We start from the raw sequence: 14489 nt of genomic DNA on the forward strand, positions 1-14489 counted from the left end.
CTTATCGTCCGCGCTGCGCTATCAATCATCATGGGCAACACGCTTTTACATGGAAACGGGGACCACGGCGCCTCCTCGCTTGGCCATCCTGACCATGATGCTTGTGGCACCGGGTTCGTAGTACGGCTCTCCGGCGCCGCTTCGCATGAGGTGGTGGACCGTGCGCTGGTGGCGTTGCAAAGGCTTTCGCATCGCGGTGGAGTGGATGCGGACGGCTCGAGCGGTGACGGCGCCGGCCTACTCACGGCCCTGCCCCAGCGATTTCTGCGTCGCCAGGCCGCGGCCCTCAACATCAGCCTGCCGCGCAACTTTGGCCTGGGCATGTTGTTTGTCACGCCGGGCGAAGAGGCGCGGGTGCAGCGCGAAGTCAAATTGCTGGCTCCATCACTAGGACTGGAGTGCCTGGGCTGGCGCGCAGTTCCAACCAACCGTTCTGTGCCCGGTCAACGCGCCGCTGAAGCGCAGCCGTCCGTGTTGCAATGCTTCATGGCATCCGCTTTTCAGGGCGAGAGCTTTGAACGCCAGTTGTTGCTGCTGCGCAAACGCGCGGAAACGGAACTGCGTTCGGCTGCGTATTTTTGTTCGCTCTCGTCGCGCACCGTGGTTTACAAGGGACTGCTCGCGCCGTGGCAACTGCCGCTGTTCTATCCTGACCTTTGGGACACGGACTTCGAAAGCCCGTTTGCGATCTTCCACCAGCGATTTTCCACCAACACGCAACCGGCATGGCCGCTGGCGCAGCCATTTCGTTTGCTGGCGCACAACGGAGAGATCAACACCATTACCGGCAATCGTCGCTGGATGAAGGCGCGCGAGGCTGCCATCCGCAGCAAGCTGAAAGCCGGGCCGTGGTTTCATGGCCTGGAAGAGAACGTGAGCGACTCCGCCAGCCTGGACAACGCGTTGGAACTGCTGGTGCGTCAGGGACAAAGCGCTGAAACCGCGCTCTTCAGCCTGACGCCGCCGGCGCTAGCGGCGGGCGCTCCGGTCTCGGCGGAAGTCCGAGAATTTTTCGCGACTGCGGCCGGCGAGTATGAACCGTGGGACGGCCCCGCCGCGCTCATCTTTACTGACGGCCGCGTGGTGGGAGCAAAGCTGGACCGCAACGGCCTGCGTCCGCTGCGCTACACACGAACGTCTGACGGCTGGCTGATTGCCGGGTCGGAAGCCGGACTTGCCGACTTCGACGAAAAGACCATCGTCGAACGCCAACGTCTTGCGCCGGGCGAAATGCTGCTGGTTGACGTTGCCACCGGACGCGTCCGTCGCAACGGCGATTTGCTGAATGATATGGCTGCCCAGAGTGCGCCTAAGTCTGTCCATCGCGTAGAGCGTTTGCCGCAGGAAGCGCAGACTTTGGCTTTGTTCCGCGAGCCGCCAATCATCGAACCGCGCAGGACCGCGGCGGCGCTGGGCTGGAGTGAAGACCAGCTTCGCATTCTCTTGCAGCCGCTGAGCGACGGCAAAGAAGCCATATGGAGCATGGGCGACGACACGCCGCCGGCGTTCATGTCCAAGATTCGCCGGACCATCTGGGATTACTGCAAACAACGCTTTGCCCAGGTGACCAATCCCCCAATCGATCCGTTGCGGGAGGCCCATGTGATGTCACTGGAGACGCGCATTGGTCCCAGCCTGGCTGCGGATTCCCCGGTGCTGGGCGCGGGACAACTGGCTTTCCTGGAGCGGACGCTTACGCCGTGCCAGAGAGTTGACGTGACGTTTGACCCTTCGCTGGGCGTTCCCGGCGCGCTTGAATCGTTGCGTGAAGTCCGCTCGCAGGTGCGATGGGCGCGCGGAACAAGTCCCAAGCTGGTGATACTCAGCGACCGCGGCGTCAGCGGCGAGCGCGCGGCGCTGCCTATGCTGCTGGCGGCTTCGGCGGCGTGGCAGGAGATTGCCAAATCAGGAAATTTCCAGGTCCCGCTGATCATTGAAACCGCGCAGGTCATAGACACGCATCACATCGCGCTGCTGCTGGCCGCGGGCGCCACCGCGGTGCGTCCGTACCTGGCCATGCAGCTTGCGGAAGAAATCAAGCCGGCGGATGCTGCGACTGTTGGTGACGCAAAGCCGGGCGGCGCGGCCAATTATTGCGTGGCGGTGAACGCCGGCCTGAGAAAAGTGCTTTCTCGCATGGGCATCTCAACGCTGGCCAGCTACCGCAACACGCAGTTGTTTGAAGTAGTGGGGCTGGATGACCGTCTCTGCCGCGAGTTCTTTGAGAGCGCGCCGCATTGCGCGGAAGCATCTTCCATCGAACAGGTGCTGGCCGACTATCTATACAACCACGCGCTGGCCTTTGACGGCGAAAGTCAGGCGCCGCGCGATGCCGGGCTTTATCGTTACCGCAAGGCCGGCGAGGTGCACGGAACCACGCCGGAGCTGATGCGTCGCTTGCAGACGCACGTGAAGTCGCCGACCGAGCAGAGTTATCGCGCGTATGAAGACCTGGCAGAGCAGCGTGAGCCCACGGCCATCCGCGATCTTCTGGCGATTAAGTTTGCTGAGTCGGCCGAAGCGGTTCCGGTAGAGACCGTTGCTTCGGAAGCGGAAATTCTGACGCGCTTCAGCGCCCAGGCAATGTCGGTGGGCGCGATCAGCCCGGAAGCGCATCGCACGCTGGCGCTGGCCATGAACCGGCTGGGCGCCCGCAGCAATACAGGAGAAGGAGGTGAGGATCCAGAGTTGTACTCCATGGAACCTGAGGCGGCGTGCCGCATCAAGCAGGTCGCCTCAGGAAGATTTGGAGTGACGGCCGAATACCTGGTCAACGCGCAGGAAATTGAAATCAAGATGGCGCAAGGATCGAAGCCCGGCGAAGGCGGGCAATTGCCGGCCGCAAAAGTGAGCCCGTTTATCGCCAAGCTGCGGCGCGCCGTGCCGGGCATGGCGCTGATTTCGCCGCCGCCGCATCACGACATCTACAGCATTGAAGACCTGGAACAGTTGATCCACGACCTGCGCAAGGTGAATCCACGGGCGCGCATCGGCGTGAAGCTGGTCGCCGGAGCGGGCGTGGGCATCATCGCTGCGGGCGTCGCCAAGGCCGGCGCGGACGTGATTACCATCAGCGGGCATGACGGCGGCACCGGGGCTTCGCCCCTGAGTTCCATCAAGAACACCGGCTTGCCCTGGGAGTTTGGCTTGCGCGACGCGCATCGCACGCTGGTGCAATGCGGCTTGCGGCGGCACGTAAGGCTGCGGGTGGACGGCGGACTGAAGTTCGCCCGCGACCTGGTGATCGCCGCGCTCCTGGGCGCCGACGAATTTGGCTTTGGCACCGCCGCGTTGCTGGCCATTGGCTGCGTGATGGCCCGGCAATGCCATTTGAATACGTGCCCGGTGGGCATCGCCACCCAGGACGAAGCGTTACGCATGCGCTTTGCCGGGAAACCGGAAATGATCATGGCTTTCTTTCAATCCATGGCCGCGGAGCTGCGGGAAATGCTGGCGCGACTGGGCGCGCGCTCGTTGGATGAGATCACAGGCCACACGGAGTTTCTTCAGCCGCGCTCGTCTGACGCCGCAGCTTGGGTGGGCGATCTGCTGCGCTCTCCCGTTACAGCGCCGGAGAGTCCTCGCGTACCCAAGAAGCCTGAAGGTCTTTCCCGCCAGCTTCTGGACATGCTGAGCAAGCAGTCCCGGGCGCGGCCATTCGAGCTTCCGATTGTGAATGCAGACCGCAGCATTGGAGCGGAGCTAAGCGGAGAACTGTTGCGCCGCTATGCAACATTCTCAGCCAGCTCCGCGCCCATGCATCTGCGTTTTCGCGGTTCGGCGGGACAAAGCTTTGGCGCGTTCCTCATCGCCGGGCTGAGCTTTCACTTGTCGGGCGAAGCCAATGACTACGTGGGCAAAGGCCTGAGCGGCGGCAGCATTGCCATTGACTCCGGCCCGGCGGCTTCTTTGCGCGGCGACGTGCTGGTCGGCAACACCGTGCTGTACGGCGCCACGTCGGGCGAGCTGTACATTGCCGGACGCGCGGGCGAGCGCTTTGCGGTGCGCAACAGCGGCGCGCTGGCCGTGGTGGAGGGGTTGGGCGACCACGGCTGCGAATACATGACCGGCGGCGTGGCGCTGGTACTGGGCGAAACCGGAACCAACTTTGGCTCGGGGATGACCGGCGGCTTGGCCTACTTGCCCGCCGAACTAGCGGCTGAACACAATTGCAACCTGGATTTTGTGCGGTTTGAGTCTTCTTCCGCAGCGGAAGAGTGGGCTTTGCGCCAGGTACTGATTCGCCACAGCCTGCTCACCGGCAGTCCGCGGGCGGCGCTGTTGCTCAATTCCGGACCACGGCTTCCTTTGGTCCGCGTGCAACCTGTCAATTTGCCGTGCACCGTGGAACAGACCTGGGCGCCGATCTTGGGGCGATTGCACATCACGGCGTCACATCCGACGTTCACGCTGCCGGACGTGGCCGCGCGGCAGCCGCGGACCAATCCAGTCGTCGTCCGGCCGCTGGCCGCCACGGTATGGGAAGCCGACTACGACGCGTACATGCCCAACTGTTAGGTTAGCTTCTGCTGTTGGAATCTGCGCGAATCGCTCAGAACGAGGGAACTTGCTGCGGGTTCTTGGCAGGTTTCTGGCCGGTCACGGCGGGCTCGGTGACCTGCTGTTGCGCTGCGGCGGCGGCTTCAGCAGCGGCCTTGGCATCCAGAATGCGCGTCTGCTGGTAGGTGTATGTGATCCGGTGGATGATGGTGATGGTGGAAACCACGGCCAGCACCCACAGCACCGGGGCCATGGCATGCCAACGGGCAAACAGCGCGCCGATAATGACCAGCACCACGCGCTCCGGGCGCTCCATGAATCCGACCTTGCAGAAGCCAATCAGCGACTCGGCCCGCGCCCGCGTATAGCTCACCATCACCGAGCTGACCATGACAAAGGCCACCAGCAGCAGGTAGAAGAAGCGGCCGGCGCGCGCGTAATACACCAGGAGGCCGAAGAACAGGGCCACGTCGCTGTAGCGGTCAATCACCGAATCAAAAAACGCGCCGAAGGTAGTAACTTGCCCTGTGGCCCGGGCCACGCGTCCATCCACCATGTCAAAGATGCCGGCGCCGATGATCACCAGCCCGGCGTAGAGAAACATCCGCGGAGTGTTGCCGGCATTGGCGTAGCCGAACAAAGTTGCCGCGATGATGTTGATCACCAGCCCGAGGAAGGTCAGCACGTTGGGCGAAATCTTGGTCAGAGCCAGGCCGCGCACAATCGCGTGCAACAGCACACGGCACGCTCGTCCAAAGGCCCCGGTCCAGGTCATTGTTCCTCGTCGTGGATGGTGGTGAGTTTCAAAATCTCCAACTCGCGTTTGCCGTTGGGGGTGATCACCAGCGCGGTGTCGCCCACTTTCTTGCCCATCAAGGATTTGCCGATAGGCGACGTGGCGGAAATCAGCCCTTTGGAGACGTCCGACTCCTCGCTGGTCACCAGCGTGTACTCGATTTCTTCGTCCTTGGTGGAGTCAAACACACGTATCTTCGACCCGAAAGCCACGCGGTCGCGGGGAATGTTGGCCAGGTTCACCAGGGCCAGTTCGCTCATACGCTTTTTGAGCCGGCCCAGGCGGGCGTTGACGATGTCCTGGCGCTGCTTGGCCATGTGGTATTCGGCGTTCTCGCTGAGGTCACCCATGGCCACGGCCTTTTTGATCTCTTTGGGAAGCTCGTGCGTCAGTTCGTGCTCCAGGGCGCGAATCTCTTCTTCCAGCTTCTTTTTGATGTGCTCTGGCATGTTTCGGGAGATACGCTCCTGCGCCGGCCGCCTCGGGCGGACGTGTGAAAAAAGTAATTATAACCCTTTCCCCGTGAATGCGTTGCCTGCCCTGCGGGAGGGGCAGAGCTGTCAAATTTATAGCCGGCCTTGGGGTCTGACCGGGCCAAAGTTGCTTAAAGGTCCTAAAAAGTTTATAATGTATTTGTCCCAAGCTCCTCCCCTACAAAGGATTTCCCATCCAGGTGTTGTCATGAATTTGATGAGCTTTCAAGTCGGCGACAAGGTTGTCTATCCTAATCATGGTGTTGGCGTGATCGAACAGATCAGCAGCCGGACCATCGGCCTGAACGTCCAGAAGTTTTACATGCTTAAGATCATGGCCAGCAGCCTGAAAGTGGAAGTCCCTTTCCACAACGTAGCGACGGTAGGGCTGCGCCCGGTGGTCAAGAACGGCGAAATCACCAAAATCCTCAACTTCCTCACTGATGGGGAGTGCGACAACCATCAGGACTGGAAGTACCGCTTCAAGGAAAATTCCGACAAAATGCGCACCGGCTCCCTGCTGGAAGTGGCCATCGTGCTCAAAAGCCTGCTGATCCTGGGCAAGGAAAAGGCCCTCTCCTTCCGCGAAAAGAAGATGCTGGACCGGGCCCGTTACCTGCTGGTAACCGAACTGGCCATGGTCAAGAACGCGGAAGAGCCGGAAATCGAAGACCTGCTCAACAAAGCGCTGGCCAAGTGCAAATTGAAGTTCCCTGAAGTTACGGCCGACGCGTAAGATTTCAAGGGCTAAAGCCCAAATCGTTCTTGCGTCCCTTTCGGCTGGGCTGGAAGCCCAGCCCTGATACCTACACAGGCTGAAGCCCGATTTTCCCCCGCTCCTTGGAGCGATCTTTCTTCCCAACCTCATATCCCTGCTCCGCAAACTCTCGTCCTTCCCTATTTTCTTTTCAAATCAAGCACAGAAACAAAGCTCTTCCCCGCGGCCGCGTACGTTTCCAGCAGGACGCGCGTGGCTTCCACGGTGTAGCTGCGGTCGGCGCCGAAGCCGAGATGGCCGCCATCGTGGAGCAAAACAATCTCGCTCTGCTTGCGGCTGCGCGAGTCAATCTGCCGAGTTACTTTCTGAACGATAGCGTCTGAGGACTTGGCGCTCCAGTCATAGCCGGTCACCGACCACATGATGGGTTCCAGGCCCAACTTGCGCGCAGTGCGCAGCACATTGGGGCGGCGGCCGCCAAATGGCGGACGAAACAGCGGCGCCGGTGCGCCGATAGCGTCTTCCAAGGCCTTGCGGCAATCGCCAAGCTCCTGATTCAGGCGCGCGGCGGACACAAAGATCAGGTTGGGATGGCTGTCCGTATGGTTGCCGATGGCGTGCCCCGCAGCCTGGATGGCGCGGGCGATGTCCGGCCGCTGGCGGACGTACTTGCCGATCAGAAAAAATGTCGCGCGGGCGTTGTGCTTGGCCAGCACGTCCAGCAGGCGCAGCGTGTGCGGATCATTCGGCCCATCGTCATAGGTCAGGGCGAGTTGGCTGGCGTCGCTGCCGTGGGTGAGCGTGCGTCCGTAAAGCTGCGCACCAGGGGCCATAGCAGCATATCCGGCATAGCTGGCGGCTGCCGAAGCCGCGACGAGAGATGTGATAAGGCCGAGCATCTTGTGGATTTGGTAAATGAGTAATTTGGTAATTTGGTAATTCTCTTGCGCTGCGCCCGCCGGTACCGCAATGCAGACTCGCAAACCTCGAGAACCACACCCCAACATCAAATTACTCAATTACCAACTTACCCAATTACCAAATCGGTTCAAATTACTAAATTACCAAATTACCCACTTACCAATTCTGTTCGTCCGGTTTCCCACAGGCGTTACTCATCGGGCAATTGCCAGCCTGCTCCGCGCCATTTATTCTGCACACAGTTAGACTTTTGTCGCGAACGTTTTTCCCAAAGATCGCTTTTCACAAAGATCATGGCCAAGCTTTTTGAACCGCCCCGTTATATCGCCGTGGAAGGCCCCATCCGGGTGGGGAAGAGCACCCTGGCCAACGTGATCGCCGACCGGCTGAACGCCCAGCGGGTGATCGAGCCGGAAGACAACCCTTTTCTCCGCCAGTTCTATGAAGCCAAGCCGGGCGCGGCGTTCCAGGCGCAGTTCGCGTTCATGATTCGGCGGTTTGAGCAATTGAAGCCGCTGGAAGTGGGGCCGCAATCGCACAAGGCGGTCGTCGCCGACTACATCTTTGAAAAAGACAAGATCTTCGCCTACATCAACCTGACCGACCAGGAACTGGAAGTCTACAACCGCTATTACCAGCACTTCCGCGAGCAGCTGCCCGTCCCCGACCTGGTGATCTATCTGCAGGCCTCGCCTGAGGTGCTGAAAAAACGGCTGCGCAAGAAGAATGTCCCCGGCGAATCCGCCGTGAGCGACGCCTACCTGGAAGAAGTGGTCAAAGCCTACGAGCACTTCTTTTTTCATTACACGTCGTCCGACCTGCTGGTGGTGAACACCAACGACATTGATTTCGTCGAGCGCCACACCGACCTGCAGGAGCTGCTGCGCCGCGTGAGCGAACCCATCCGCGGGACGCAGTACTTTTTGCCGCTGGGGTCAACGGGTGGATCGAGCGTGTGACCTGCCCAAGCCCCCCTGGCCTCAACTAGGATTCCAAAAGGGTTACAGGACTCATCCCAACCTACCCGTGTGGCGATCTACTAACCATCTCGCCAATCACCCTGTAGTTACTCCCACCCCCACCCCTCCCCTAAGGTGCGTGGTGCAAACACAAGGTTTATTTCATTCGACCCAACGGTCACCCAACTGTTAACTAAATTGCAAATCATCAGCTAACTCGCTGCCAATGGGCCACTTAGCCGCCTCCAAAAAAGCGGCTTTGTTTGCTGAGTGCTGAGTGCTGACTGCTGATTGCTGAATTCTTCTTTTGTCAAAAATCTTATTTTTCCCGCCACCTGGGCGGCTGGGTTTGCTGATAATATCGGTTGTTATTCGCCTTCGCAATCGCGAAACAGTTCATCGCCGCGCACGCGTGTCAAGTGTCCTGAAGGACAAGCTCCCTAACAATCCGCCAAAATGCTCTAGGAAATCAGGTGATAATATCTTCAGCAAAACGTATGGACTACAACGAAGACAAGATTGATGAAATGGTCCTTGCCCTGCTCTATCTGACTCTGCATGAGGGAAACCGCGCATGGAAAGGACACGATTGGGACGCGATGGACCGCCTGCATGCCAAAGGCTATATCTCCGAGCCAGCCAGCAAAGCAAAATCGGTGGTGATGACCGAAGAAGGTCTGAAGCGGTCCCGGGAGCTTTTTGAAAAGCATTTTGGGCGGTGATGTTAGGAAGGCGCGGAAGAGAAGATTAGGTTGTCGAAAGGAAAAAACGGCAATGAGCGATGTAATTGACATTCATGGGCGCTGCAACGGAGACCCTTGTAAACGTGAGGAGCGACTCATTACCAGTGCCGCCGACAGGGTCATCGTCCGCGATAAGGAGTACCACAAAGGATGCGAGCCAACCCAAGCGGAACTTGATGCGAGAAATAGAGGCGGCGACTAGTCACTCATTATCCACACATCGTTCCCTTTGACGCTTTCTCTTGCCCCAACGTCGCGCCAGCCCCGCCAGGGGCGATTGATAGTAGCCCGGTACGTTTACGAGGCGAGCTACGCGCACCAAGGGAAGAAGCAGGTCTGGGATTTATCCCAGACTGAGCGAAGCGAAAAGCCGGGGAGAGAGCAGAAAGAATCCTTCCGCACTGCCGTAGGCCCGCGCACAGCGCAGCGGAGCACGCAAATCAAGACGAGGGCGGTGCATCGTCGAATCCCACCCTTTCGCAAAAGGCGCGAATGGATGGGCCACCCGACCGCTATCTCGTTGAGTGCCTCTTGGCACAAAGTCGGGAACTCCCGTCAATAGTTGGGGCGGGAACGAGCGGCTCGTCCTAGCTTCGGAGAACTGGGGGAAAGCTAGCTAGCGCTTATTGCGTATTCCAGCTTCGTTCCGACACGATTTCGTCCCAGGCGATGATAGGTGAAGTACTGCCGGCAACCACTTCATTGTAAATAGAGCGACAAAAACCTTGGAACGTGGCGTACCCATCGCCGAAGTATTTCCTCACCAAGTCGGGTAGGGACGCTTCCCGAATGTTTCCGAGTGCAAATCGCGGGTTTAAGGTCGCAATCTCGGGCAAGACCGTGCCATCCTCGCGAATGATTAGCCGTTTGATCTCTTTAGCAACCAGTCGATGGCAGCGAGCGCCGTTGCAGACGTAAGCTGCGCACGGATGCTCAATTAGGAAACTTCGCGCCTTATAATGAAGGCTGAAGCGCAAACCGCTGTTCGCGTAGGCGTGCCCCAGATCCGACACGCGGGCGAACAGGGTGCAGACCTGCTGCTCAGACAATTTCGTGTCGGCGATGTGCCTGCCGCGCCCGACTGCCTGGAGCGGCTGCACACTTATTCTGCCCACCTGATTGCGCAATGCCCATTCGGCGAGCCACGGCAGACAGTCGAGGTTGTCCCGCGTGATGGTCACCACCACGGTGACAGGCACACCTGCTGCCACCAGTGACTGGATGGCTTGGCTGGAAGCACTAAACGCTCCCGGCATACCGCGGAATCGATCGTGATACTCTTCAGGCCCGTCAATGCTAATCTGCGCGGCAGCGCCGGCCGCTTTTAGCCATTCCGTTTCGAGGCAGCCGATGTACGTTCCGTTGGTTGAGATGAATAATTGGAATTCTTGGTGCTCCGCTGCAAATTCCAGCACACGGCGCAGATCGGGATACATGAAAGGTTCGCCACCGGTGAGATGCACGGTGCGGACGCCCAACAATACAGCGTCGCTTAGAGCACGGCAGACGAGGTCTGCGGGAAGCATGTCGCCACGATTGGGGACGGCACTCATGTAGCAGTGCCGGCAATGCAAGTTGCATTGATTCAACAAATGGATGACCAGCACGCCTGATTCGGCCGTTGCCGCGGCGAGGTTGCTCTGCAACACGCGCATGGTGGACTCCTGAGAAAGAGGAGGCGGTTGCGGCTCTCCGCCATCGCCTCCCTTGGATTGCTATGCTGCAGTTTTGGCTACGGCTTTCTCGACAACCCGGGCCGTTTCGATCTTCGCCCTCTCGCGCAGGACGTCTTCGAAGATGCCTTTCGGGTACGGCCAGTGGTGCGGACCATTGCCGTACCCAGGCTCATCGTCGAAGCCGCGTGCGATGCTGAGGCCGCCGATCGAACCGGTGGCAACGTGATTGATGATCTCGGACTGAATGTGGGCCGAGGCAAGGGTGGAGAATGCGTCAATGAACTCCGTCAGGCGGCCGCTCTCAACGATCTTCTTCAGGGACGCGGGTTCGATATTGACGGTGAAATTAACAGGGAATTTCTGTTTCTGGTCCATAAAACCTCCGTACAGGACAGATCAAGGCTCGCCCTGGTGGGGTGTTTTCTTCCACACGAGGGAAGTTAACCGCCAGACAAGGTGGGTCAAAAGCAAGGTTATGGCACAGTCAGATTGCTGTCTGTGACCCACGACACAGGCGGCGGCCATTCACGACCAGCGAGAAATAGGATGCTCCTCCCTCTTGTACGTCCGGGCCGTTAAGAACTGTCGGCCGGCCGCCCCACGCTTTCGCCCAGTGTTGGCGAAGCGTGGGATGAACCTCCGCCCCGTTTTCTCCGTGCCTCCGTGTCTCCGTGGTGAGCTTTTCGCCGCCCCCAGACAAAACCGCCCCCTCAAACTTTCCCTACCCAACGCCGATAAATTGGGACTAAAATACCCTCATCCGCATCCCATGCGGTGACAGGTGGTATCGGGAGGTCCCGAACTGCACTGGAGGCACAATGAGCATCACTTCGTTCAACGGAGGCCCGTCCGCGAGCGGCCGCCCGAAAATTACTACCCTCACCATCCAAGAGAAGAAACAACGCCGGGAGCAGATCACCTGCTTGACGGCCTATGACTACGCCACGTCGCGCCTGGTGGATGAAGCCGGCATTGACATGGTCCTGGTGGGCGATTCGCTCGCCCAGGTCGTGCTGGGCTATGACAGCACGCTGCCCGTCACGCTGGACGAAATGCTGCACCACACGCGCGCGGTGCGGCGCGGGGTGAAGTCCGCGCTGCTGATTGCCGACATGCCGTTTGGCACCTACCAGGACGACGACCGCGAAGGCGTCCGCAATGCCGTGCGTTTTGTGAAGGAGTCCGGCGCGGAAGCCGTCAAGCTGGAAGGCGGCGACAAGCGGGTATCGCTCGTCCGCCGCGTGCTGGACGCGGAGATCCCGGTGATGGGCCACATCGGCCTGACGCCGCAGTCGGTGAACAAGATGGGCGGCTACAAGGTGCAGGGCAAAGACCTGGCCGGCGTGGAGCAGCTGATCAAAGACGCCATCGCGCTGGACCGCGCGGGCGTTTTTTCCATGGTACTGGAAGGCGTGCCGCGGGAAGTTGCCGCGATGATCACCAAAGAGGTGAAGGCCCCGACCATCGGCATTGGCGCCGGGCCGGATTGCGACGGCCAGGTGCTGGTGCTGTCTGACATTCTGGGGCTGACGTTTGCGCCGCCGGCAAAGTTCGTCCGCCGCTATGGCGATGCCGCCGTGCTCATCAGCAACGCCGTGCGCCAGTTCAAGTCCGACGTGGAGTCAGGCGGCTATCCCAGCGACGAAGAGAGCTATCACCTTCCCAAAGACACGCGGGCTGAGCTGGAGGCCATCCTGCGGCGGAAAGAGTTGAAAGCGTACGCGAGGTAAAGCGGCTGTTGGCAGTTGGCTCTTGGCTGTTGGTACTTAGTGGCAATAAACACTTGGGCCTTCAGCCTGGAACACTCTTCGTAGAACTTAGTTGTGTCCCCCAGAAGGGTCCAGCGCCGCAGGCGCGGCATAACGGTAGCCCAGGCCGTGAGGCCTGGGTAGGCTCGTAAATTGAGGAGAGCCCCGTAGGGGCGGCACACGGGTATTAACTTTTGTTTCAACGATAGGGATCCCTCGCTCCGCTCGGGATTTCAGAAAAAAGCTAACTACCAAATACTAAGTACCAAATACCCTCTTCTTCCCATGCTCACCATCTCTTCCGCCGAAGAAATGACCGCCCTCAGCAAGCAAGCCCGCCGCGCCGGCAAGCGCGTGGGATTTGTGCCCACCATGGGCGCATTGCATCAGGGACACTTGTCTCTCGTCCGCGCGGCGCGCGCGCAATGCGATGCGGTCGTGGTCTCCATCTTCGTCAACCCCACGCAGTTCGGGCCTAACGAAGACTTTGCCAAGTATCCCCGATCGCTGGAAGGCGACTCTGCCATGCTGGCCGCGGAGAAAACCGACTACCTGTTCTTCCCCGCCGTCGAAGACATGTATCCGCAAGGCGCGGCCACATGGGTTGAAGTGGAAGGACTCAGCGGCAAGCTGGACGGCATCTCGCGTCCCGGCCATTTTCGCGGCGTGACCACTGTGGTGAGCAAGTTGTTCCACATCGTGCAGCCCGATCTGGCGTTTTTCGGGCAGAAGGACGCCGCCCAGGTGGCGGTGGTCCGCAAGATGGTGCGCGACCTCAAGCTGGACGTGGAGATTGTGGTCTGCCCTATCGTCCGCGAACCCGATGGCTTGGCCATGAGCTCGCGCAACGTCTATCTGCAAGGCGAGCAGCGCAAGCAGGCTCTGGTGTTAAGCCGGGCGTTGCGGCGCGTGCAGGAACTGGCGGCAAAAGGCGAGAAGAATGCTGACAGACTGCTCGTCGCAGGCAAGCAAGTGATGGCCGAGGAACCCGCCGTGAGGCTCGACTATTTTGCCATCGTGCATCCGGACACGCTCGATCCCGTGGCTGATGTGGCTGGCGGCGCGCTGGTGGCCGTCGCGGCGTATGTGGGCAGCACCAGGTTGATTGATAACGTTGTGCTGGCGGCAACGTAGCCCACCGCGACGAACGAGCCTCTTAGCGTAGAGACGCGGCACCGCCGCGTCTCAAATGGGATTGGCAACAACACCGGTAAATCCAGCAAAAGAATTTGGATTTTGGCATGGCGCAATGGAATCGTAGCGCTCACTTTTTTGAGACGAACTGGTTCCCCGCAATCACATACCGCAGCGGCATCTCCGCCGATTTCCGAATGCCGATGCGCGTCGTGACCGCAATTTTCTTTGCGCGGAAGCCGTCGTCGCGCACCTGGAGATCAGACTTCGGCGAGACCATGTCTTTGCCGTTGTCCCGCGGACGCGTGATGCCCAGAGCTTCGCAGAGGCGTCCAGGGCCGCTGGTGAGCCTGCGTAGATCGCGCATGGCAACTGAATGAGGCTTTGTGCCTTCAATTCCAAGAAGCTCGATCCCGCGCGCGTCGGCCATTTGCTCAATGCCCGCAACTGGCTCCATTGCGCGAATCAGCACGCATCCGGCTTTGCCGTCAGGCATGCAGGAAATGTTGAGGCAATAGTACATGCCGTAAATGAAGTAAACGTACGCGTGTCCCGGAGGTCCCCACAGCACAGCATTGCGTGCGGTGCGACCGGCGGCGGCGTGGGCAGCGGCGTCGGAGGAGCCAAGATAGGCTTCGACTTCAACAATTCGTCCGACGAGAAATTTTCCGCGCTGCTTCCTCACGATCAACTTGCCCAGCAGCGCCCGCGCGACGACGCGCGGATCTCGGTTAAAGAAAGACCGCGGGAGCAACCGGCCAGAAAGAGGTGCGTTTTGTGCGCGCGGGTTCAGAACGGAAGATTTTCCTTGATTGGTTGGC

12 protein-coding genes are annotated in these 14489 nt (G+C 59.8%); 6 read left to right on the forward strand and 6 right to left on the reverse strand.

Going from position 1 to position 14489, the window contains the following annotated elements:
• Positions 1 to 30: 30 nt before the first annotated feature.
• Positions 31 to 4518, forward strand: a complete 4488-nt coding sequence (gene gltB, locus LAO20_03560) for a glutamate synthase large subunit (protein MBZ5530486.1) — start codon at positions 31 to 33, stop codon at positions 4516 to 4518.
• Positions 4519 to 4552: 34 nt separating this feature from the next.
• Here gltB and LAO20_03565 read toward each other — a convergent pair whose 3' ends face one another.
• Both LAO20_03565 and LAO20_03570 read right to left on the reverse strand, forming a co-directional pair.
• Positions 4553 to 5275 carry a CDP-alcohol phosphatidyltransferase family protein gene (locus LAO20_03565; protein MBZ5530487.1) on the reverse strand — a complete coding sequence of 241 codons (723 nt, stop codon included), beginning with the start codon at positions 5273 to 5275 and terminating at the stop codon, positions 4553 to 4555.
• A complete protein-coding gene (locus LAO20_03570) occupies positions 5272 to 5745 on the reverse strand; it encodes a transcription elongation factor GreA (protein ID MBZ5530488.1) in 474 nt (157 codons plus the stop codon). The genes LAO20_03565 and LAO20_03570 overlap by 4 nt, the downstream gene beginning before the upstream one ends.
• 241 nt (positions 5746 to 5986) lie before the next feature.
• Between LAO20_03570 and LAO20_03575 the strand changes: the two genes are divergently transcribed.
• A complete protein-coding gene (locus LAO20_03575) occupies positions 5987 to 6505 on the forward strand; it encodes a CarD family transcriptional regulator (protein ID MBZ5530489.1) in 519 nt (172 codons plus the stop codon).
• Between the two features lie 161 nt (positions 6506 to 6666).
• Here LAO20_03575 and LAO20_03580 read toward each other — a convergent pair whose 3' ends face one another.
• Positions 6667 to 7386, reverse strand: coding sequence for a polysaccharide deacetylase family protein (locus LAO20_03580; GenBank protein ID MBZ5530490.1), 720 nt, complete (start codon positions 7384 to 7386; stop codon positions 6667 to 6669).
• A 315-nt stretch (positions 7387 to 7701) separates the two neighbouring features.
• Here LAO20_03580 and LAO20_03585 point away from each other — a divergent pair, with 315 nt between their 5' ends.
• Both LAO20_03585 and LAO20_03590 read left to right on the forward strand, forming a co-directional pair.
• Positions 7702 to 8367 carry a deoxynucleoside kinase gene (locus tag LAO20_03585; GenBank protein MBZ5530491.1) on the forward strand — a complete coding sequence of 222 codons (666 nt, stop codon included), beginning with the start codon at positions 7702 to 7704 and terminating at the stop codon, positions 8365 to 8367.
• Between the two features lie 497 nt (positions 8368 to 8864).
• Positions 8865 to 9089 (forward strand): DUF6429 family protein, encoded by a 225-nt coding sequence (locus LAO20_03590; protein MBZ5530492.1) that lies wholly within the window; start codon positions 8865 to 8867, stop codon positions 9087 to 9089.
• 644 nt (positions 9090 to 9733) lie between these two features.
• Here the strand turns inward: LAO20_03590 and LAO20_03595 are convergent.
• Positions 9734 to 10765: a radical SAM protein gene (locus LAO20_03595; protein ID MBZ5530493.1), complete on the reverse strand. Its 1032-nt coding sequence runs from the start codon at positions 10763 to 10765 to the stop codon at positions 9734 to 9736.
• Between the two features lie 60 nt (positions 10766 to 10825).
• Positions 10826 to 11161: a hypothetical protein gene (locus tag LAO20_03600; GenBank protein MBZ5530494.1), complete on the reverse strand. Its 336-nt coding sequence runs from the start codon at positions 11159 to 11161 to the stop codon at positions 10826 to 10828.
• Positions 11162 to 11604: 443 nt separating this feature from the next.
• On the opposite strand from LAO20_03600, the gene panB reads away from it, so the two are divergent.
• Together panB and panC are read left to right on the forward strand one after the other, a co-directional pair.
• Entirely contained in the window at positions 11605 to 12516 is a 912-nt protein-coding gene (gene panB / locus LAO20_03605; protein ID MBZ5530495.1) for a 3-methyl-2-oxobutanoate hydroxymethyltransferase, read from the forward strand.
• 303 nt (positions 12517 to 12819) lie between these two features.
• The gene (gene panC / locus LAO20_03610) at positions 12820 to 13668 is read left to right on the forward strand and encodes a pantoate--beta-alanine ligase (protein ID MBZ5530496.1); all 849 of its coding nucleotides are present in this window, start codon (positions 12820 to 12822) and stop codon (positions 13666 to 13668) included.
• Positions 13669 to 13798: 130 nt separating this feature from the next.
• On the opposite strand, the gene LAO20_03615 is transcribed toward panC, so the two are convergent.
• Entirely contained in the window at positions 13799 to 14461 is a 663-nt protein-coding gene (locus tag LAO20_03615; GenBank protein ID MBZ5530497.1) for a DNA-3-methyladenine glycosylase, read from the reverse strand.
• Positions 14462 to 14489: the final 28 nt, after the last annotated feature.

Source organism: Terriglobia bacterium, from assembly GCA_020072815.1.
Classification (GTDB): Bacteria; Acidobacteriota; Terriglobia; order Terriglobales; family Acidobacteriaceae; genus Angelobacter.

Coding starts and splice junctions, on each gene's coding strand:
- LAO20_03600 (MBZ5530494.1), bottom strand. CDS start 11,161: ATGGACCAGAAACAGAAATTCCCTGTTAATTTCACCGTCAATATCGAA.
- LAO20_03575 (MBZ5530489.1), top strand. CDS start 5,987: ATGAGCTTTCAAGTCGGCGACAAGGTTGTCTATCCTAATCATGGTGTT.
- panC (MBZ5530496.1), top strand. CDS start 12,820: ATGCTCACCATCTCTTCCGCCGAAGAAATGACCGCCCTCAGCAAGCAA.
- LAO20_03570 (MBZ5530488.1), bottom strand. CDS start 5,745: ATGCCAGAGCACATCAAAAAGAAGCTGGAAGAAGAGATTCGCGCCCTG.
- gltB (MBZ5530486.1), top strand. CDS start 31: ATGGGCAACACGCTTTTACATGGAAACGGGGACCACGGCGCCTCCTCG.
- panB (MBZ5530495.1), top strand. CDS start 11,605: ATGAGCATCACTTCGTTCAACGGAGGCCCGTCCGCGAGCGGCCGCCCG.
- LAO20_03595 (MBZ5530493.1), bottom strand. CDS start 10,765: ATGCGCGTGTTGCAGAGCAACCTCGCCGCGGCAACGGCCGAATCAGGC.
- LAO20_03565 (MBZ5530487.1), bottom strand. CDS start 5,275: ATGACCTGGACCGGGGCCTTTGGACGAGCGTGCCGTGTGCTGTTGCAC.
- LAO20_03580 (MBZ5530490.1), bottom strand. CDS start 7,386: ATGCTCGGCCTTATCACATCTCTCGTCGCGGCTTCGGCAGCCGCCAGC.
- LAO20_03590 (MBZ5530492.1), top strand. CDS start 8,865: ATGGACTACAACGAAGACAAGATTGATGAAATGGTCCTTGCCCTGCTC.
- LAO20_03585 (MBZ5530491.1), top strand. CDS start 7,702: ATGGCCAAGCTTTTTGAACCGCCCCGTTATATCGCCGTGGAAGGCCCC.